Here is an 18923-nt window from a genome sequence, read left to right as displayed (position 1 = left end):
GAAATGAATTGCCACGCAGCATGCGTGGCTTTTTAATCCTAGATTGGAGTAGGCCGCGTTATTCATGTACAATTGGATGGAAAGAGATCCTCAACAATTCGAATTTCTGCATCGATTAGTCGGGTATGCAAGTTTATCCCTGATTATGGTGGTCTATCACTACACCTATGCCGATACCAATTATCAAATTTATCTTCCATTTTTTCTCACTTTTTTATTACTAATTATTCCTAAATTTTCACGCTGGCTGCAATATAAATATAGTCATCAAGCTAAGCGTAATATCCTGTTTATTATTGATATTATTGTAGTCGCAGCATGTTTGTCTGCGGTACATCTGAATTTGGTACTTACTTTTGCCGCTTTATTTGCGCTGCTATATACCGCGATTTATATTAAAGTTTCTTTTTTTTTAGTTGCATTGGCATCCTTATTGGCGGTCACAGTTTTTTATATTTGTAATATTTTTATTTTTGGTTTTAACGAGTATTTTGAACAAAGCAGTACCGAACTTACGATTTTAGCTTTTTTATGTATGATCTTTTATTTTGGAATGGGCAGTGCGTATCAAGCGCGTCGTATTGGCTATACCATGGCAAAAAAAGATCATTACTATATGCAAATGAATCGATATATGGAATTTGCCAATCAGCTGAGTCGCTATGCACCTTTGCAGTTATGGCAATCTATTATGAAGGGTGAATCGGAAGCGAAAATCGAATACAAACGAAAAAAAATGACAATTTTCTTTTCAGATATTCAGGGCTTTACCGAACTTTCTGAAACACTGATTCCAGATGATTTAGCATTCTTACTCAATGATTATTTAAGTCACATGACCGAAATTGCCAAGCAATATGAAGCAACGGTAGATAAGTTCATGGGGGATGCGATTTTAATTTTCTTTGGTGATCCAAATACACAAGGCGTTGAGCAAGATGCTAAAACTTGTGTAGACATGGCAATCGCAATGCGTCAGCAAATGAAATTGTTACGCGAGCGTTGGGTCAAAATGGGTTATCCACCTTTACATATTCGTATGGGTATCAGTACAGGATACTGCCACGTTGGAAACTACGGTGCAGCACATCGTATGGCATATACCATTGTTGGACGTGATGCTAACTTGGCCGCACGTTTGCAAAGTGCCGCAGAAGTCGATGAAATTTTACTTTCAGATGATACGTATAAACTGATTAAAAATGATTATTTGTGTGTACCAAAAGCACCGATCTTTTTAAAGGGGATTCAAGGCCCTGTAAAAACTTGGCAAGTGATGGAAAAATATGCGGCTAGCAAGTCGGATTATCAGCGTTGGTTTGACTACGAATACAAGGGCTTCCATTTGTTGCTGAATTTGGATGAAGTGCAGAATTTTGAATACCCTGAACTGATTGCCGTATTAGAAAAAATGATTAAAAGAATTCAAACACAGCAAAAACTGACCAACTCACAGGGTATTGTAAAACTCAATCTTGAAGATGAAGTGATTGAACATCCACCTGTTGAAGAAATTGCCAAAACTCATATTCCTGAAAGTCACTAAACTTTCTTATCACACGGTTCTCGTTTAACCTTTAAATCCTCAAGTTTTTTAAATCCGAAGTTATGAAAAAACTGCGCCGTAGCGCAGTATTTTAGATTTAGTATCATTTTCTGATTAATGATTTTCTGAAGCATGGTTAATGGTGTACTTTGGAATTTCAACTTCTAAGTCTTCATTGACCACTTTAACCTGACAAGATAAGCGTGAATCAGGCTCTAAGCCCCAAGCACGGTCTAATAAGTCGGCTTCCACGTCATCCATTTCTTCTAGGCTGTCAAAGCCTTTACGAACCACAACGTGACAGGTCGTACATGCACAAGACATATCGCAAGCATGTTCAATTTTAATGCCATTTTCAAGTAAGCTTTCGCATAAGTTGGCATTTTGTTCGACTTCAAACTCAGCACCTTCTGGGCAGAATTGCGCATGTGGAAGTACTTTAATACGTGGCATAATCTTTACCTTAAATTAGTTTGAGTTCGACCAGTCATCGAGTTTAGTGCCTTTAAGTGCTGCATCAATATGTTGATTCATACGAAGCGCAGCAAAAGCATCACTGTGTATTTTAAGCTGTTCAACAGCCTGTTCAATGGCTTTAATGTCTTGCCCAGTCAATTCGGCTTCTAACTGCGCTTTGGCAGTATTCAAAGCTTGCAACTGTTCTGAGCTTAAAAGTTGAGCATCTACCTTTAAAGCTTGTTGTAAAGCTTCAAGTTCACGTTGCGCTTCAACTTTTGTTTCATGCAAATGACGCAATTGCTTGTCTTCTTCTGCATATTTAAAACCATCTAGCAGCAAACGCTCGGTATCTGCTTCAGATAAACCATAAGATGGTTTGATGTCGATATTTGCAGTCACACCAGAAGTGGTTTCTTTGGCTGAAACACTAAGTAGGCCATCGGCATCGACTTGGAAGGTTACTTCGATACGCGCCTGACCCGCAGTCATTGGTGGAATACCATACAGTACAAAACGACCTAGGCTACGGCAATGTTCTACCAAATCACGTTCACCTTGTACCACATGAATGAGCATGGCAGTTTGACCATCTTGATAAGTGGTAAATTCTTGGCGACGTGCCACAGGAATTGCAGTATTGCGTGAAATTAAACGTTCCACCAAACCGCCCATGGTTTCTAAACCTAAAGACAGTGGGGTAACATCTAAGAGCAATGAGCCATCTTTACTATTACCAATCAGTTGATTAGCGGTAATTGACGCACCAATTGCAACCACTTCGTCTGGGTTAATTGTGCATAATGGTTCTTGATGAAATACTTCACGGACAGCTTTTTGTACAGCATAAGAGCGTGTTGAACCACCGACTAAAACCACATTTTGGATATCATCTAGGTCAAGTTTGGCATCACGTAATACACGTTTGCACACACTAATAGTTTTATCTAATGCAACCTGAATAATACTTTCAAAATTTGTGCGGTCTAAATGCAGCGTATGTTCTAAAAGTTTTAATTCAACACTTTCTGCATTGCTGAGCGCTTCTTTGGCTTTACGTGCAGACACGATAAAGTGTGCATATTCTGCATCATCCAAGCTTTTAATATTCAGCTGTTTTTTTGCCCATTTTACAATCAGGCGATCTAAGTCATCACCACCTAAAGCAGTGTGACCGCCTGTAGCTAAAACTTCAAAAACACCTTGAGAGAAACGTAAAATAGAAACGTCAAAAGTACCACCGCCCAAGTCGTAAATCACATAGTTACGGTCTTGTGCTAAGTTGGTGTCTTGATCTAAACCGTAAGCTACAGCTGCCGCAGTCGGTTCGTTTAATAAACGCAATACGTTTAAACCTGCAAGCTCGGCAGCATCACGTGTAGCTTGACGTTGCGCCTCATCAAAATATGCAGGTACAGTAATCACTGCACCATTTACAGGGTTTTGTAGGCTGGCTTCAGCACGGTCTTTAAGTTGTTTAAGTAATTCTGCAGAAATTTCAACAGGTGTTTTGCGACCTTGAGCTGTCTCAAACGCAGGCATTTGATTGTCTTCACCCACCAAAGTGTATGGATGTTGAAACTTGATGTCCGCTTTAGAGCGACCCATAAAACGCTTGACTGAAACAATCGTGTTTTTAGGGTCTGTAGTGATAAATGGCGCAGCTGCATTGCCATAATGTGTATTTTGCGCTGCATAATGGACGATAGACGGCAGTAGCACGCGACCTTGCTCATCATGCAAGACTTTGGCTTTACCAGAAAGAACTGTGGCAACCAATGAATGCGTGGTGCCTAAGTCGATGCCAATCGCAATGCGATGTTCATGCGGTGCACTTGATTGACCTGGTTCTGCAATTTGCAAGAGCGCCATTATGTAAAATCCTTTGCCCGTTAAATATTAAAATACAAACTAAAATTAAAAATCATCGTCTAAATCAAAACTGTCATCATCTAGGAAACGATCTTCAGCTTTGTCTATGTCAGCCATGATTTTTGTGAAAAAGCGCAATTTACGCACAGTGTCACGTGCTTCTGCCCAATCTTCTTCGGCATAGTCAATTTTAAATTCACGGACTAAACCATCAACCCATTGTTGTACTTCAACTTTCAAAGACTGTAAGTCATCGGCACAACTGGCATCATCCAATTGCTCACGAATTTCCAAGGCGTCTTGTAAAAATTCAAAATCATGAATGGATTGATCGAGATGATAATCTTGCTTTTTCAATGAGAGTAAATATGCAGCACGACTATCTACCGCAGAAAGTTGTTTAAATGCCTGATTAATTTGACTAGATTTAATCAATGCCTGATCTTTGTCTTCGGCTTTGTCGGGGTGATATTGCTGCTGTAGCTTTAAAAATTCAGCTTTTAAAGTAGCAAAATCAATATCGAGTTCAACAGGAAGATTAAACAACTCAAAATGATTCATGGGAGATGGAATCCGCGATTAGTGTGCAAAATTGGCTGAATAAATACAATTAAAACAGTGTATTGTACACTGTTTTAAACTAAAAAGAGGGAAGCGGCTGTTATACCGTGAACGATTCACCGCAGCCACATTCACCTTTTTTATTGGGGTTGTTAAACTCGAAACCTTCGTTTAAACCATTTTTGACATAGTCCATTTCCATGCCATCAAGGTAAACCAGGCTTTTCGGATCAACGAAAACTTTAACACCAAACTGTTCAAACATTTGATCATGCGTATCGACTTCATCTACAAATTCGAGTACATAAGCCAAACCAGAACAGCCTGAAGTTTTCACACCAACGCGAATACCTTGACCCTTACCGCGATTCTTTAAGTAATTGCTGATATGAGTTGCAGCATTTTCAGTTAAATTGATCATGAAAACTCCGTTTATTTTTCCACAAAACTTAGTAAATTAAGCTTTGGTCTTTTTGCTGCGATAGTCTTCTACAGCAGCTTTAATAGCATCTTCTGCCAATACAGAACAGTGTACTTTCACAGGTGGAAGTGCAAGTTCGGTTGCAATATCAATGTTTTTGATGGCTTGTGCTTCATCTAAAGTTTTACCTTTAAGCCATTCAGTAACCAAAGAACTTGAGGCAATGGCCGAACCACAACCATAAGTTTTGAAACGTGCTTCTTCAATCACGCCTTCGTCATTGACTTGAATTTGCAGACGCATTACATCTCCACATGCAGGTGCGCCCACCATACCTGTACCAACGTTTTCAGCATTTTTGTCTAAAACGCCAACATTACGAGGGTTTTCGTAATGATCAATTACTTTATCGCTATAAGCCATGTCGCTTCTCCAAACCTCGGGGTCAGCCTTAATATAAATATGGGGGTGAAATTACCTTTATCAATCTAATGGCTTCCTGTCAAAGCCATTAGATTTGGGATGAATTAGTGTTCAGTCCATTCGACTTTAGAAAGGTCAATCCCTTCTTTATACATATCCCAAAGCGGTGAAAGTTCACGTAACTTTTCAACTGCGGCTTTAGTCACAGTTAGGACATGATCAATATCTTCTTCAGTGGTGTATTTACCAAAACTAAAACGAATTGAGCTGTGTGCAAGTTCGTCTGAAAGCCCTAATGCACGTAATACATAAGATGGCTCTAAGGTTGCTGAAGTACATGCAGAACCTGAAGATACCGCAGCATCTTTAAGAGACATCATTAAGGATTCACCTTCAACAAAGTTGAAGCTGACATTTAAGTAGTTAGCAACGTTTAGCGTTGGATGACCATTCAGGAATACTTGTTCCATGCTGTTCAAGCCATTCCAAAGTTTGTCACGTAATACACGTAAACGGGCTTGCTCAGAAGCCAAGTTTTTGCCTGCAAGTTCAAATGCTTCACCCATACCTACAATTTGGTGGGTTGCTAGTGTGCCTGAACGCATGCCACGCTCATGACCACCACCATGCATTTGCGCTTTTAAACGTACACGTGGACTACGACGTACAAATAGTGCACCAATACCTTTAGGACCGTAGATTTTGTGTGCAGAGAAGCTCATTAAATCTACTTTTAAGGTGGATAAATCAATTTCTACTTTACCAGCAGCTTGGGCAGCATCGACATGGAAGAAGATTTTTTTAGCACGGGTGATTTCACCAATTGCAGCAACATCGGTAATCGTACCAATTTCGTTATTTACCATCATCAACGACACTAAAATGGTGTCTGGACGAATTGCCGCTTCGACCATTTCAGGTGTAATTAAACCTGTTTGTGGTTGTGGGTCTAAGTAGGTGATTTCAAAACCTTCAGATTCAAGCTCACGGCACGTATCTAAAATGGCTTTGTGCTCAATTTTAGAGGTGATAATGTGTTTACCTTTAGACGCATAGAATTGTGCTACGCCTTTCAGTGCAAGGTTATCCGATTCTGTTGCACCAGAAGTCCATACGATTTCACGTGGGTCTGCTTTGATTAAGTTTGCAACTTGCTCACGAGCATATTCAACTTTTTCTTCTGCTTGCCAGCCATAAGCGTGCGAACGAGAAGCGGCATTACCGAAAGTCCCATCAAAAGTCAGGCACTCCATCATGCGTTCTGCAACTTGAGGATCTACAGGAGTGGTTGCTGCGTAGTCAAGATAAATTGGACGTTTCATGTCAAATACCTGTAACCGATAAAAGAGCTGAATCAAACGGTGCTGTGTTCTGGCGGATGGCAACAGTTTGTACGTTGTCACGCGCAATTAAGTCAGCAAGTGAGATTTTAGCGAGATAGTCGGCAATATGATGGGAGAGTTCCTGCCATAAGTCGTGAGTCAAGCACATTGCACCATTTTGACAGTTGCCTTTATGGTCGCAACGCGTTGCATCAACAGTTTCGTTTACGGCTTCAATGATTTCTAGCACAGTGATTTCATTTGCACTACGTGCTAAATGGTAGCCACCGTTAGCACCGCGAACACTAGACACTAAGCCGTGGCGCTTAAGTTTTGCGAATAACTGCTCAAGATAAGCAACAGAAATAGTTTGACGGGCTGCAATTTCAGCAAGCGTGATCGTTTGTTCAGTTGGCTGCAAAGCTAAATCAAGTAGAGCAGTCACTGCGTAGCGACCGCGAGTTGTTAAGCGCATGATTCGATACACATGATTAGACTAGATATGGGTATTCTATGAATCCCGACTAAAATAGTCAAGTATTTTATTGTGATATTGTGCGCGAGGATTTACGCTGTTTTTATTTGATATTTCAATGCGTTTAAATGACCCATAAATTATACACTAATAACGTAATTAATAATATCGTTATTACACCAAAGGCGATGTTAATGCGCTTTTGACGGCGTTCAATCCGACGTATGCGGTTTTTATGTTGTTTCAGCTCAACTTGTAAGGTGTTGATTTTAGAGCGTTGTTCATCAATTTTGTCTAGAAGTGGGGCAATGCGCTTTTTAGAAGCGATCAACTCTTGTTCTTGAGGTGCTTCTTTCAGCCATTGTTTCCAGTCGGCTAAAACTTTGGGCGCACTAAAATGCAAAATCAGATCACGAAATTCATCTTTCAGGGTAATGTCACCATCTATACGCATGTGTTTAATACTGCGGCGATTACCTAAAATGAAGATTTTGAATAAATCTATGAGGGTGGTACGTACATCTAAATCGACAGCTTGTTCGGGTGCTTTGGTGTCAAAGAGGATGCCATTTGGATTGAATTCCACGTAAATATCGAAATAAGGAATATAGCTATTAATTTTAATAGTGACTTTCTGGTTAACAAATTTTTTAGCCTGCAAAGCGACCACACGATCATGTTTCAGAATAAAGCTAAAAATTGTTTCTAACACAATCATGAGCATGGTCAGCAACAAATGCGGATTACTTTGTCTTTGTTGCGAATCACTCATAAAATCAAGTCCCTAAATCTAAAGTTGAATTCCTTGTTTTGCACTTCATAGCGAATAAGTCTTATAGAAGCACAGCGAATAATCATGCTTTGTAGAACAGTTTAGCAAAACGATCAAGTATTTAATTTGCTATTATGAAAGCATTTTGTAGGTTTATTACATTTATGTGCGCATAAAATAAGCAGGAGAGGTTCATGGAAAAAATGACGGATAGCGTAGAAGAGCATTTGGTTGAGCAAGAAACCACATTGAAAAATAAAGATAAATTACGTTCAGGACGTAAATCATCACTCGACTTTCGTAAATATACCAAGCAAATTTGGTTGGCGGGTTTAGGTGCATTTTCACGTGCAGAAGAAGAAGGCAATAAATTGTTTGACTCTCTGGTCAAGGTGGGAGAGGAATTAGAATTTAAAACCACAGAAATTGCCGATCAAACAGTTGAAAAGGTGTCTGAAAAAGCCAAAGAGTCGGTTATTGACACTAAAGATAAAGTTGAGCGTTTAATTGACCATAGCGTGAATCATTCTTTAAATAGAATTGGCTTAGTGACAGCAAAAGACTTGCAACATTTGGAGCAATTAGTACTCCAATTGCATACCAAAGTTGATGCTTTGATTGAAGAAAATAAACAATTAAAAGAAGCTGTTGCGAAAAATTAATTCCCTACAAATTGTACTTAAAAGATGCTGCTTTATTATACATCAGGTATTTTAGGGCAAAATGCAACACTTTCTAATGGTTCCATCGTTTTTACCATTTATTTTGCATAAAAGCATGTAGGGAGTATTGCTTTTACCCTCAAAGCATTGCTATAAAGGCGTTACGGTAATTTAAATTAAATCTCTGGACCTTAAATAAACGATATTAAGAGGACGTAATTTTCATGAATAAATCAGAATTAATCGATGCAATTGCAGAGAAAGGGGGATTGTCTAAGACTGATGCTGGTAAGGCTTTAGACGCTACAATTGCTTCTATTACTGAAGCGCTTAAAGCGGGTGATACTGTAACCCTCGTTGGTTTTGGTACATTTAATGTGAAAGAGCGCGCTGCTCGCACGGGTCGTAATCCACAAACAGGTGCTGCGCTTGAAATTAAAGCAAGCAAAGTACCAAGCTTTAAAGCGGGTAAAGGTTTAAAAGATTCAGTAGCATAATCTTTTAAAATGCCAAGAAAGCGCGCCAATTGGCGCGTTTTTTATTAATAATGTCAATAAACGGCTTCAACGCATTCATTCGTTGAGGGTTTTCAGTTAAAATCTCGCACAAATAAAATATTGGAATACTTATGGAATCTTTTCGTAAAGTTATTAAGGGTTGGTTGGGCAAAGTTTTGCTCGTCTTGTTTTTGACCCCTTTAGCGCTTGTAGGTATTGAAGGATATTTTAGTGGAGGTCAGTCTGAGGACACTGTACAAACGGTCAATGGTCAGCAAATTTCAAAACGAGAACTAGATAATCTGACCAATTCCCTGAAAGAACAATACTTGGCCTATACCAATGGCGATGAAACACTATTGAATCAAAATTATATTCAAAACAAAGCCAAAGATACTTTGGTTGCACGCACCTTGTTATTACAACAAGCTGAGAAATTAGGGATTTCTTTGAGCGATGCACAAATCGAACAAATGATTGCGCAGCAACCAAACTTCCAACAGGATGGCAAGTTTTCTGAAAGCTTGTATGCAAACTATCTGCAATCTGTAGGCATGACCAATCAGGCGCTTGTAGCAAACTTACGTCAAGACCATGCATTAAAAATGTTCAGTGCTATCTTTACCGATTATGCTTTAGTTAGTCCATCTGATATTCAGCAAATTGCCAACTTGCAAACCCAGCAACGTACTTTGCATTTATCTAGTATTAAGTTAGATGATTACAAGAAAAATATCACCACAAATGCGCAAGAAATTGCGGCGTATTATGAACAGCACGCTAATGCCTTTAAACGGGTTGCCAGCGTTGATGTTGATTACATTGTGGTAACTCCAGCCAATATTGCACCTGCAAATACGGCTGTCACTGAAGCAGAGTTACAACAAGCGTATCAAAAGTTTGTCGAAACTCAAAAAGGTGCTGCTGTACCGACAGTGAAACATATTTTAATCACTACCGATGCGCGTGATGATGCCGCAGCTAAAAAACTTGCAGAGCAAGCCGCTGCTGAAATTAAGCAAGGTAAAAGTTTTGCTGCAGTTGCGCAAAAGTATTCGGATGATCCTGAGTCTAAAGCCAAAGGCGGTGAGGTTGCAGGTTATGAAGCAGGCGTATTTGGCGATACTTTTGACAAAGCCGTGGGTAGCTTAAAATCTGGTGAAGTATCACAGCCTATTAAAACTCAATATGGTTATCATGTGATTCAAACAGAAGGTGCTACGGTTCAAATTCCTACGTTTGAAACTCAAAAAGCACGTTTAACGGCAGAATTGCAAAAAGCCAAAATTGAAAATGCCTATACCGATACTATCAACAGCTTAAATGAATTGGTGGTGAGCAGTGATACTTTAGATGTGGTGGCAGAAGAAGTGAAAACGGCCAAAGTTGAATCTGTTAATGGTTTAACTTTAGCGGCGCAGCATCCTGTTTTAAGCCAGCCTCCTGTCAAAGTTAAATTGTTTAATGATGATGTGAAAAATGGCGATCGCAACGCATCGAGTAACATTACTTTAGCCAATGGCGATGTGGTATGGGTTAAAGTGCGTAATTACCATGCTGCAGGTGTGCAAACTTTAGAAGAAGCAACACCACGCGTAAAAGCTAAACTGATTGAGAAAAAAGCCTTTGATGCAGCGAAAAAAGATATTCAAGCCGCATTGGATGCATTTAAAACTCAACCTGCAGCGACCGTTTTGGCGAAAAACCAAATTCGTTTTGAAAATGCAGGCACATTCACCCGTGCAGATGGTTTGTTAAAGCGTGAAATTGAACGTGCTGCATTTAGTGTACCTGCACCTAAGCAAGGCATGTGGTCAGTGACAACAGCATCTTTACCAAATGAATTGGTTGTTGTGGCTGTCTCAAATGTAAACGATACTACATCGAATGCTTTAACGCCTGAGCAACTGAAAGAGTTGGCGCAGTTGTATCAACAATTGCGTGCTCAACAAGAGTTGGATGACTATACGCAATATTTGAAATCCAAAGCGAAAATCAAATAATTGATTGTGTATCTACAAAAAAACCAGCAAATTTGCTGGTTTTTTTTGGTGCATATAAAAGATTAGGCAAGAAGATTTAAGATTTATTCTGCGCGAATTTTTAGCTCATAACCTGTGTATTTGCGGATGTTAATCACGCCTGTATCCAATATGAGATATTGTCCTTTAATACCTTGTAACTTACCGCGAATAATTGGGGTTTTATCTAAATTATGTGATTTAATTTTCTCAGGATACCGCTCTACAGGGTAAACAAACTCACGTGGTGGCTCTTTATCTAACAATTCAACGGATTCATTGAATTCTAAGTTTTGACTAAATTCATCGCGAATGGTCTGAATTTTAGGTGCAAATTCTTCAATTAGCTGCTCCCGAACTTCAATCAGGTTTAGATGTTCTGCTTCGCCTTTGAGTAGTTTACGCCAGTCCGTTTTATCTGCCACTTGTGAACCAAACATGATTTCGAGTTGCCCAGATAAACGGCGTGAACCAACTTTCATAATTGGCAAGGCTTGGGTTGCGCCCTGATCAAGCCAACGTGTTGGCATTTGTCCTAGACGTGTAATCCCCACTTTTAAAGCACTGGAATTAGCTAAATAGACAATATGTGGTTGAAAGCAGACTTCTTGAGCAAAACTATCTTCACGACAGGTACCTAAATGATAGTGACAAGTTTCAGGTTTCATAATGCACATATCGCAAGATGCTTTAGTTTTAAAACACTTAAAGCAATGCCCTTGCGAATAGGATTTTGGGGTTTTTACGCCACAAGAAACACAATAAATATTGCTAGTCCATTCCAGTTCAAGTTCTTGCCCAAGCTGAAAGGGTAGGTCAATTTCTGAACGGTCTAGAATAAATTTATATTCAACATTTGCCTTTTGTACATGTTCATCAGTTACACTATGGTCCTTAAGACCTGCGTGCATTTTATGGCAAATGCCTTGTAGTTCCATAAGAATACTCTCTCAAAAATGAAGGAATGCAGTGATGGCTGAAATGCGTTTAATTCAAGCATTGATTGATGATTTATCTCAACAACAGCCAATTTCGACTGCATTGTGTATAGGGCAAAATATTGAAGCAAGCCCGAAGCATAACAATCAAGCGGCTGATGAGCAGCCAACTATCCAATGGCAGTATTTTAGCGCATTGGCATTTTTAAATCTGCCTTTTACCCAACGTTTTGATTTGGCAGTTGTATTTTTGGATGCTTCAGATTTTGCTTCGCAGACGTCGCAACACACCTCGCAAATTTTGGTGAAGCTACGTGACTTATTTGCAAAGCGTATTGTGGTGGTTGCTACGCGTCAAGATGAGCAATTGCTTAGAGCGCTTGGTTTTACGCAATTGATTGAACATCGCTTTGAGGAGCATCATTTATGCTTATGGCAATTTAATATTTTGACTTATAAGCACGTACCTGATTGGTTTAACTCAAAGTTTTGGGCAAATCCTGAAAATTGGGATAAATTCCGTTGGTAAGTGCAGGATTAAACTAACAAAAACATAATAATGTTAAATGCTTAACATAAATTTAGGGTATTGCAAAATTTAACAATTTCAAGCGCGAAATTCAGTCAAAACTTCGTATGCTGTCATAAGGGCATGATGAGGAAAATAAAATGACCAATTTAAGCAATATTGTTGAAATTTTAGCAAGGCAGGCACTGGGTGCCAATCAGCAATCTAATCAATCTCAAGGTGGTTTGGGCGGTATTTTAGGTTCGGTTTTGGGGCAACTTGGTGGTAATAACCAACAATCTGCGCAAGGTGGCTTGGGTGGAATTCTTGGTTCGGTGCTTGGTCAGTTGGGTGGGCAACAACAGCGTTCTGCTACAGGTGCTTCAGGTACACAAAGTTTATTGATTGCAGTCTTGCCTTTGGTGTTGGCATGGATTCAAAAACAGGGTGGTTTACAAGGTGCTTTGGATAAACTAAAAGGACAAGGCTTAACCAGTCAGGTGGATGACTGGGTGTCTACAGGCCCAGGTGAAAATGCACATGTAGGTGCTGAACAAGTACAAAGTTTATTTGATGATGCCGATGTAGAACAGGTTGCACAGCAAACTCAGGCTCCGAAGCAAGACATTTATAGTGCGATTTCTACAGTCTTACCACAAATTATTGACTCATTGACACCGCAAGGTGAGCAAACCAGTAAACAAGAAGCCAATGATGATATTCAACAGGTGATGAATTTAGTATCTGGCTTTTTAAAGCGTTAATACAAAAATTATCTTTGTAAAATTTATGTAGATAAACAAAGCCAGCATATTTGCTGGCTTTTATTTGCCCATAGGTTGTTGCAATTAAAAAACACGCCGAAGCGTGTTTTTTATATTTAAAGTTTTAGTTCAGACTTAGAAGTCGTAACGGAAACCTAGAGAAAGACCTAGAGCATCTTCACCTTTAAAACCATCAACGTTATTAGAACGTCCTTCTTTCCATGGTGTTAGTGATGATTCTTTGTCATTTAATACAGTAGCAAGGTTTGCGTAAACACGTACAGCTTTATCTAAACGATGTTCTACACCTAGTGCTAATAAAGTTGCATTTGCGTCAGTTGCATCTACGTCACGGTGGAAGACTTGACCACGTACATAAGTTTTAGGTGCAACTTTATAGTCAGCTGCCACACCAAAGACTTGTGCATCTGGGTTTGCTTTATCATCATCATGTGTTAGATATTGATATAGCGCACCTAAATTAAACTCAGGTGTGATTTTATAAGCTGCAGCGATACGGAAACCATCACGCTCTTTTTTATCCGCATCTTCTTCATAATGTTCATAAGCAGCTGCAAAATCTACCTTACCTTCTTTGTAGGTTAAAGCAAGATCATATGCTTTATCTTTGTCTTTATTATCTTGCTTTTTAGAATCATCAGCTGATGGACTATTATCTTCATGTAGAGATAATGCACCAATTACATTAAAGCCACCACCAAATTTAGGTGTTTTATATTCAATAGTGTTTTCATTGCGCTCATCAAAGCGTAAGTTGCCTACGCGTGTTACGTTGCGGATGTCACCAACTTGGTCACCAAAGAAGTTGACTGGACCACGTGCTGCTTTAAATGGGCTGTCAAAACGACCAGCACGCACTTGACCAAAGTCACCTTTTAAACCAACAAAGGTATCACGAGTAGCAAACTCTAAATCATCACCATTTTTAGAGCCACTAGCAAAGTTAATTTCTTGCTCAACTTGACCAAAAACAGTCATGCCATTTTCTAATTTTTGTTCAGCTTTGAAGCCTAAACGTGATGAGTTAGAAGAAAGACCAACTTCGTTGTAGTCTTTTCCATCATCAAGATAGTCTAAAGATACGTGTGCACGACCATAAACTTTAACATCAGCAGCCATAGCTAGTGCTGGTGTAAATAAGGTTGCCCCAACTGCTAATGCGCAAAGCGTTTTTTTCATGTGTAGCTCCAATACAGACTATTGTTTTTTAGTCCTAAACATTGTTCAGAAGTAGGGTTGATCTACCGCTGCTCTCTATTGGTGCTAAGTATTCCTTACAAATGCGACAGTAATATTAAGGAAATATTTCAAAATTATTAAAAAAGAACAAATTAGATCAAAAACTTACCTTTAATCGCAAATTTTAAGTGAACAGGTTTTTTAAATTTAGAAAAAATTTATGAAATGAATAACTTAATTGCAAGGGGAGTGACATATTATTGTCATCAATGCTGTGGTTAATCGGGAAATTAAACATGATGCGAAAAAAATGGAGCGAGTGCTCCATTCATTTTTATAATACAGTTTTGGAAATATTTTAAAGCGCTGCTTTTATTTTTTCGGCCTGTGCTAGGATTTTTTCCTGATCGCCCATTTGTGCAGCATGCTTTCCAAGTTCGTGAACTGAAGTTGGAATTAAATGGAAATGAACATGCGGTACAGTTTGTCCAGCACTTGTACCAGACAGCTGCATGAGCACAATACCATCCACACCTAAGCCTTTTTCAATGGCTTTCGCAATTTTTTGAACAATTTGAATAGTATAAGCTGCTGCATCTGCAGGTAAATCCAATAAGGTTACTGCAGGTGTCTTAGGAATCACGAGAGTGTGACCATCGGCTTGTGGCATGATGTCCATAAACGCAAGAACTTGGTCATCTTCATACACTTTAATTGCAGGAAGCTCGTCACGTAGAATTCTTGCAAAAATATTTTGATCATCGTAAGCCATTATGATTCCTTTAATTTAGCCTATGCTATTTTAGAACGGTTATTTACAGTTCAGTTCTTTTTGACGTGCTTTGATTGCGTCAAGACGTTGTTGTTCTTTTTCAGAGAACTTTGGCTTGGTTGTATAACAGTTGTCATTGCCAAAACGTGCTTTAGCTTCAGGATCTTTAAAGCAGAAGCCTTTTGATGCATAAATCACATCGTGGTCATTTTTAAGTTTTTGACATTCTTGTTCAGATGCAAAAGCAGTTGAACTTGCCCCAATTAAAGTTGCAAGGCTTGCAAATATCGCAATGCTAAACTTGTTCATAAGAGTTTCCTCTATTTAATGATGGTGTGACTAGCCACTTAATACACATTATTGGGTTTATAGATGTATATTCAATGGCGAGTTCTTACTCTAGGGTAATATTACTCCATAATTCATACATTTTCACGGCAGTGGAAAAATCACTGTTTTTTTCTGCACTTAAATTTGCTGCTTGAATCAGGCTTTGGGTTAAAGCCAATACAGGTGCAGGCAAAGCTGCTTCATGGACTAAATCTAATGCGATACCTGTATCTTTAGCTAGTAAAGATAAAGCAAAAGTATTTGGAAAAGCACGGTTCAGGACTCGCTGCGGCAAAATCATTTCCGTTACTGCACTTTTACCGCTCGAAGCATTAATACATTGCAAGGCTTGATTTAAGTTTACACCATGTGCTTTTAAGGTGGTAAAGCCTTCAGCTGCTGCACATAAACTCACAGCCATTAGCATATTATTGACTGCTTTTACTGCAAAGCCTGCGCCAGGTTCACCTACATGTTGAATCACTTTACCAAAAGCCTGAATTGCAGGTAGGGCTTTTTCAAAAGCAGCAGCTTTACCACCAATCATGACTGTTAATGTCGCATTTTCTGCACCAATAGTTTGCCCACTTACAGGTGCATCTAAAAAGTCGACCTGTTGTACTTCAAGTTGTTGTACTAATTTTTTAGCACTCTCAGGTACGCCACTGGTGCAATCGACCCATACTGAGCCTGCTTTCAGCTGAATTTGTGCAATTAGGTTTTCAACTTCGGTACTGGTCGGTAAGCAAGAAAAAATAATATCTGCTTGAACCGCTTGAGCCAATTCAACCGCTTGTGTGCCATATTCAGCAGCATGTTGCTCGGCTTTGGCAAAGTTACGATTCCAAACATAGACCGTGTCAAAATGTTTAGGTAAATGTGCTGCCATGCGGTAGCCCATTGCGCCTAAGCCAATAAATGCAACAGATTGAATCATGTTCTTGCTCTCTTTATCCGATTTTGCTGGATCGTTGTTCTAACCATGTGGTCAGTTTAGGCCAAAACGCATTGGCACTTTTTTGACTGGACATTAAACCTAAATGTCCACCTGGAATAAGAGTAAACGTGACATCGCTACTACTTGTCAATTCACATAATGGGTGAGCAGCTTCAGCTGTGACAATTTGATCGCTATCACCCGCACCGACCAAAAGTGAACAATCAATATTTTTAAGTTCAATGGTATGTTGATTCAGTTGAATAGCGCCTTGTTTGAGTGGGTTTTGCAGCCATACATTCAATACCATGTCCTGATTAATCCCACCTGGATAATCAATCATATTATTTAAAAAATTGGCTAAGGTCGCGTTTTCGTGCAAGGTTTGTAAGTCGTGCAGATTCGATAGCATCTGTTTATTGCTTTCTAGCCATGCTCTAGGATCTAAAATTTTAAAACCAATCGCATTGATTAAACCTGGTGTATGAATTAAATGTTTGGGAATTTTTCCTGAAAAAAAGGCATGTTGTAATTTAGGGTATTTAGAAATCAGCTGATTGGTCAGTTGAAAGAGTTTGCCAACTCGCCCCGAAGCATAACTATCTACAGGGCTGCCTAAAACCATAAGGTTTTTAATATGTGCGGGTTGTTGATCTGCCACATACAACATGGCAAATACCCCCGCCATACTCCAACCATGCAGTGAAATTTGTTCGACTTTGGCGTGTTGTAAAATGAGCTGAATGCAATTGGGGATTGCATCTTGAATAAAAGCCATAAAATTTAAATGACAATGTTGATAGGTCAATTGTCCCCAATCAACCAAATACACATCAAAACCGCTATGCTGAAAATGTTTCACCAAAGAGCGATAAGGATACAAATCATAAATCGACATAGTAATTGCTAAAGGTGCAATAAAAACCAGCGGCTCTTTATATTGCTTATCTGGCGAAGCGTAATAGCGAATCTGCGCAAATTTATAACGTCCCACGATGTCGTATGGCGTGGTTTGTGAAAGCACCAAATCACGACTTTTTAACAGACGAATACTCAGGTTTTTTAGCTTTTTTCTGTATGGATTAAATTTGCGTTGTAGCTGATTCATAAAGTGTTCTATCACACACGGCGCCGATTTGAATGAAGTCTAAACGATATTTATATATTTTACCTTGACCTTAAATGCGCTTGGCGCTCAAAATGTTGGCAATTATTAACAAACAGGTCTTAGGACTAAGTTTAGGGCTGAGCAGTAAAGATGAGTCAACACGACGACATTGAATATCAATTAGATACTTTGGCAATTCGTACCGGACACAACCGTACAATTGAAGGCGAACACAGTGAGCCGATTTTTCTGACTTCATCATTTGTTTGTGAAAATGCTGCCGATGCAGCTGCAAAATTCTCAGGTGAAATTGAAGGCAACACCTACTCACGTTATACCAACCCAACCGTACAGGCTTTTGAAAAACGCTTGGCAGTATTAGATGGTGCGGAACGTGCGGTTGCGACCAGTTCGGGTATGGCGGCTGTTCATGCGATTACTTTGGCTTATCTTAAAGCGGGTGATCATGTGGTCTGTTCACGTGCGGTATTTGGCTCGATCATTTCACTGTTTGAAAAATACGTGATGAAGTTTGGTATTGATGTCACTTTTGTTGATTTAGAAGATTTAGACAGCTGGAAACAAGCTATTCGTCCAAATACGCGTCTTTTATTTATTGAAACGCCATCAAATCCATTGGCACAAGTGGGCGATTTACAAGCCATTGCCGATATTGCACATGCAAATAATGCATTATTTGCAGTCGATAACACTTTCTGCACCCCAGTTTTACAACAACCGATTAAATTTGGTGCAGACCTGATTATCTACTCATCGACCAAATATATTGATGGGCAGGGACGTGCTTTAGGCGGCGCTGTGGTAGGTAAAGACAAGTTGGTTGAAGAAATCAACGGTGTGATTCGTACTTTGGGTAACTCATTAAGTCCATTTAACGCATGGATCTTCTTAAAAGGCTTAGAAACTTTAAGCCTGCGGATGAAAGCACATTGCGCCAGTGCACAAAAACTTGCCGAGTGGCTAGATGCGCATCCAAAAGTTGAAAAAGTGTATTATGCAGGCTTGCCGCATCACGCAGGGCATGAGTTGGCGAAAAAGCAACAGTCTGGCTTTGGTGGTGTTGTATCTTTTGTGGTGAAAGGTGAGCGTAAAGGCGCGTGGACCGTGATTGACAACACGCGCTTCCTATCTATCACCAGTAACTTGGGAGATGTAAAGTCAACCATTACCCATCCTGCAACAACATCGCATGGCAGAATGACCGCAGAAGCCAAACAAGCAGCAGGCATCAGTGAAGGTTTAATTCGTGTTTCTGTTGGTTTGGAAGATATTGATGATATTATTCGCGACATCGAGCGCGGTTTAGACCTCATTTAA

The 18923-nt window shown here is 39.4% G+C and carries 21 protein-coding genes; 7 read left to right on the top strand and 14 right to left on the bottom strand.

Going from position 1 to position 18923, the window contains the following annotated elements:
- The first annotated feature begins 64 nt into the window (after positions 1 to 64).
- Positions 65 to 1546 (top strand): adenylate/guanylate cyclase domain-containing protein, encoded by a 1482-nt coding sequence (locus AC0T5Z_RS07260; protein WP_435337385.1) that lies wholly within the window; start codon positions 65 to 67, stop codon positions 1544 to 1546.
- A 114-nt stretch (positions 1547 to 1660) separates the two neighbouring features.
- On the opposite strand, the gene fdx is transcribed toward AC0T5Z_RS07260, so the two are convergent.
- The 8 genes from fdx to AC0T5Z_RS07220 form a co-directional block, all read right to left on the bottom strand.
- Positions 1661 to 1999, bottom strand: a complete 339-nt coding sequence (gene fdx / locus AC0T5Z_RS07255; RefSeq protein WP_004976656.1) for an ISC system 2Fe-2S type ferredoxin — start codon at positions 1997 to 1999, stop codon at positions 1661 to 1663.
- Positions 2000 to 2014: 15 nt separating this feature from the next.
- Positions 2015 to 3874 carry a Fe-S protein assembly chaperone HscA gene (hscA, locus tag AC0T5Z_RS07250; RefSeq protein WP_291341550.1) on the bottom strand — a complete coding sequence of 620 codons (1860 nt, stop codon included), beginning with the start codon at positions 3872 to 3874 and terminating at the stop codon, positions 2015 to 2017.
- Between the two features lie 45 nt (positions 3875 to 3919).
- On the bottom strand, positions 3920 to 4435 hold the full coding sequence (hscB, locus tag AC0T5Z_RS07245) for a Fe-S protein assembly co-chaperone HscB (protein ID WP_291341552.1): 516 nt from the start codon (positions 4433 to 4435) through the stop codon (positions 3920 to 3922).
- Between the two features lie 100 nt (positions 4436 to 4535).
- Entirely contained in the window at positions 4536 to 4856 is a 321-nt protein-coding gene (gene iscA, locus AC0T5Z_RS07240) for an iron-sulfur cluster assembly protein IscA (protein ID WP_004976650.1), read from the bottom strand.
- Positions 4857 to 4892: 36 nt separating this feature from the next.
- Positions 4893 to 5279 carry a Fe-S cluster assembly scaffold IscU gene (gene iscU, locus AC0T5Z_RS07235; RefSeq protein ID WP_004976649.1) on the bottom strand — a complete coding sequence of 129 codons (387 nt, stop codon included), beginning with the start codon at positions 5277 to 5279 and terminating at the stop codon, positions 4893 to 4895.
- 104 nt (positions 5280 to 5383) lie between these two features.
- Positions 5384 to 6601: an IscS subfamily cysteine desulfurase gene (locus tag AC0T5Z_RS07230; RefSeq protein WP_291341555.1), complete on the bottom strand. Its 1218-nt coding sequence runs from the start codon at positions 6599 to 6601 to the stop codon at positions 5384 to 5386.
- A gap of 1 nt (position 6602) precedes the next feature.
- On the bottom strand, positions 6603 to 7076 hold the full coding sequence (locus AC0T5Z_RS07225) for an Rrf2 family transcriptional regulator (RefSeq protein WP_435337386.1): 474 nt from the start codon (positions 7074 to 7076) through the stop codon (positions 6603 to 6605).
- Between the two features lie 124 nt (positions 7077 to 7200).
- A complete protein-coding gene (locus AC0T5Z_RS07220) occupies positions 7201 to 7848 on the bottom strand; it encodes a hypothetical protein (RefSeq protein ID WP_435337387.1) in 648 nt (215 codons plus the stop codon).
- Between the two features lie 194 nt (positions 7849 to 8042).
- Here AC0T5Z_RS07220 and AC0T5Z_RS07215 point away from each other — a divergent pair, with 194 nt between their 5' ends.
- The 3 genes from AC0T5Z_RS07215 (at position 8043) to AC0T5Z_RS07205 (ending at position 11010) form a co-directional block, all read left to right on the top strand.
- The gene (locus AC0T5Z_RS07215; RefSeq protein WP_435337388.1) at positions 8043 to 8510 is read left to right on the top strand and encodes a phasin family protein; all 468 of its coding nucleotides are present in this window, start codon (positions 8043 to 8045) and stop codon (positions 8508 to 8510) included.
- Positions 8511 to 8734: 224 nt separating this feature from the next.
- Positions 8735 to 9007 carry an HU family DNA-binding protein gene (locus AC0T5Z_RS07210; protein ID WP_291341559.1) on the top strand — a complete coding sequence of 91 codons (273 nt, stop codon included), beginning with the start codon at positions 8735 to 8737 and terminating at the stop codon, positions 9005 to 9007.
- A 131-nt stretch (positions 9008 to 9138) separates the two neighbouring features.
- Positions 9139 to 11010, top strand: a complete 1872-nt coding sequence (locus AC0T5Z_RS07205; protein ID WP_435337389.1) for a SurA N-terminal domain-containing protein — start codon at positions 9139 to 9141, stop codon at positions 11008 to 11010.
- 83 nt (positions 11011 to 11093) lie between these two features.
- Here AC0T5Z_RS07205 and AC0T5Z_RS07200 read toward each other — a convergent pair whose 3' ends face one another.
- On the bottom strand, positions 11094 to 11966 hold the full coding sequence (locus tag AC0T5Z_RS07200) for a DUF2797 domain-containing protein (RefSeq protein ID WP_435337390.1): 873 nt from the start codon (positions 11964 to 11966) through the stop codon (positions 11094 to 11096).
- Positions 11967 to 12000: 34 nt separating this feature from the next.
- Between AC0T5Z_RS07200 and AC0T5Z_RS07195 the strand changes: the two genes are divergently transcribed.
- Both AC0T5Z_RS07195 and AC0T5Z_RS07190 read left to right on the top strand, forming a co-directional pair.
- Positions 12001 to 12495, top strand: a complete 495-nt coding sequence (locus tag AC0T5Z_RS07195) for a DUF6231 family protein (protein ID WP_234113584.1) — start codon at positions 12001 to 12003, stop codon at positions 12493 to 12495.
- A 140-nt stretch (positions 12496 to 12635) separates the two neighbouring features.
- Positions 12636 to 13238: a YidB family protein gene (locus tag AC0T5Z_RS07190; RefSeq protein WP_435337391.1), complete on the top strand. Its 603-nt coding sequence runs from the start codon at positions 12636 to 12638 to the stop codon at positions 13236 to 13238.
- 135 nt (positions 13239 to 13373) lie between these two features.
- Here AC0T5Z_RS07190 and AC0T5Z_RS07185 read toward each other — a convergent pair whose 3' ends face one another.
- The 5 genes from AC0T5Z_RS07185 to AC0T5Z_RS07165 form a co-directional block, all read right to left on the bottom strand.
- Complete coding sequence (locus AC0T5Z_RS07185) at positions 13374 to 14438, bottom strand: porin (RefSeq protein WP_435337392.1); 1065 nt, start codon at positions 14436 to 14438, stop codon at positions 13374 to 13376.
- Between the two features lie 358 nt (positions 14439 to 14796).
- The gene (locus tag AC0T5Z_RS07180; RefSeq protein WP_435337393.1) at positions 14797 to 15210 is read right to left on the bottom strand and encodes an HIT family protein; all 414 of its coding nucleotides are present in this window, start codon (positions 15208 to 15210) and stop codon (positions 14797 to 14799) included.
- A 39-nt stretch (positions 15211 to 15249) separates the two neighbouring features.
- The gene (locus AC0T5Z_RS07175) at positions 15250 to 15519 is read right to left on the bottom strand and encodes a YARHG domain-containing protein (protein WP_291341573.1); all 270 of its coding nucleotides are present in this window, start codon (positions 15517 to 15519) and stop codon (positions 15250 to 15252) included.
- Positions 15520 to 15604: 85 nt separating this feature from the next.
- Positions 15605 to 16477, bottom strand: coding sequence for an NAD(P)-dependent oxidoreductase (locus AC0T5Z_RS07170; RefSeq protein ID WP_435337394.1), 873 nt, complete (start codon positions 16475 to 16477; stop codon positions 15605 to 15607).
- Positions 16478 to 16490: 13 nt separating this feature from the next.
- A complete protein-coding gene (locus AC0T5Z_RS07165; protein WP_435337395.1) occupies positions 16491 to 17585 on the bottom strand; it encodes an alpha/beta fold hydrolase in 1095 nt (364 codons plus the stop codon).
- 150 nt (positions 17586 to 17735) lie between these two features.
- Here AC0T5Z_RS07165 and AC0T5Z_RS07160 point away from each other — a divergent pair, with 150 nt between their 5' ends.
- Positions 17736 to 18923 (top strand): O-succinylhomoserine sulfhydrylase, encoded by a 1188-nt coding sequence (locus AC0T5Z_RS07160; RefSeq protein ID WP_435337396.1) that lies wholly within the window; start codon positions 17736 to 17738, stop codon positions 18921 to 18923.

Source organism: Acinetobacter pengchengensis, assembly GCF_982235305.1.
Note: the sequence above shows the minus strand (reverse complement) of the source record. Positions and strands in the feature narration are given on the sequence as shown.

Coding starts and splice junctions, on each gene's coding strand:
- AC0T5Z_RS07260 (WP_435337385.1), top strand. CDS start 65: ATGTACAATTGGATGGAAAGAGATCCTCAACAATTCGAATTTCTGCAT.
- fdx (WP_004976656.1), bottom strand. CDS start 1,999: ATGCCACGTATTAAAGTACTTCCACATGCGCAATTCTGCCCAGAAGGT.
- hscA (WP_291341550.1), bottom strand. CDS start 3,874: ATGGCGCTCTTGCAAATTGCAGAACCAGGTCAATCAAGTGCACCGCAT.
- hscB (WP_291341552.1), bottom strand. CDS start 4,435: ATGAATCATTTTGAGTTGTTTAATCTTCCTGTTGAACTCGATATTGAT.
- iscA (WP_004976650.1), bottom strand. CDS start 4,856: ATGATCAATTTAACTGAAAATGCTGCAACTCATATCAGCAATTACTTA.
- iscU (WP_004976649.1), bottom strand. CDS start 5,279: ATGGCTTATAGCGATAAAGTAATTGATCATTACGAAAACCCTCGTAAT.
- AC0T5Z_RS07230 (WP_291341555.1), bottom strand. CDS start 6,601: ATGAAACGTCCAATTTATCTTGACTACGCAGCAACCACTCCTGTAGAT.
- AC0T5Z_RS07225 (WP_435337386.1), bottom strand. CDS start 7,076: ATGCGCTTAACAACTCGCGGTCGCTACGCAGTGACTGCTCTACTTGAT.
- AC0T5Z_RS07220 (WP_435337387.1), bottom strand. CDS start 7,848: ATGAGTGATTCGCAACAAAGACAAAGTAATCCGCATTTGTTGCTGACC.
- AC0T5Z_RS07215 (WP_435337388.1), top strand. CDS start 8,043: ATGGAAAAAATGACGGATAGCGTAGAAGAGCATTTGGTTGAGCAAGAA.
- AC0T5Z_RS07210 (WP_291341559.1), top strand. CDS start 8,735: ATGAATAAATCAGAATTAATCGATGCAATTGCAGAGAAAGGGGGATTG.
- AC0T5Z_RS07205 (WP_435337389.1), top strand. CDS start 9,139: ATGGAATCTTTTCGTAAAGTTATTAAGGGTTGGTTGGGCAAAGTTTTG.
- AC0T5Z_RS07200 (WP_435337390.1), bottom strand. CDS start 11,966: ATGGAACTACAAGGCATTTGCCATAAAATGCACGCAGGTCTTAAGGAC.
- AC0T5Z_RS07195 (WP_234113584.1), top strand. CDS start 12,001: ATGGCTGAAATGCGTTTAATTCAAGCATTGATTGATGATTTATCTCAA.
- AC0T5Z_RS07190 (WP_435337391.1), top strand. CDS start 12,636: ATGACCAATTTAAGCAATATTGTTGAAATTTTAGCAAGGCAGGCACTG.
- AC0T5Z_RS07185 (WP_435337392.1), bottom strand. CDS start 14,438: ATGAAAAAAACGCTTTGCGCATTAGCAGTTGGGGCAACCTTATTTACA.
- AC0T5Z_RS07180 (WP_435337393.1), bottom strand. CDS start 15,210: ATGGCTTACGATGATCAAAATATTTTTGCAAGAATTCTACGTGACGAG.
- AC0T5Z_RS07175 (WP_291341573.1), bottom strand. CDS start 15,519: ATGAACAAGTTTAGCATTGCGATATTTGCAAGCCTTGCAACTTTAATT.
- AC0T5Z_RS07170 (WP_435337394.1), bottom strand. CDS start 16,477: ATGATTCAATCTGTTGCATTTATTGGCTTAGGCGCAATGGGCTACCGC.
- AC0T5Z_RS07165 (WP_435337395.1), bottom strand. CDS start 17,585: ATGAATCAGCTACAACGCAAATTTAATCCATACAGAAAAAAGCTAAAA.
- AC0T5Z_RS07160 (WP_435337396.1), top strand. CDS start 17,736: ATGAGTCAACACGACGACATTGAATATCAATTAGATACTTTGGCAATT.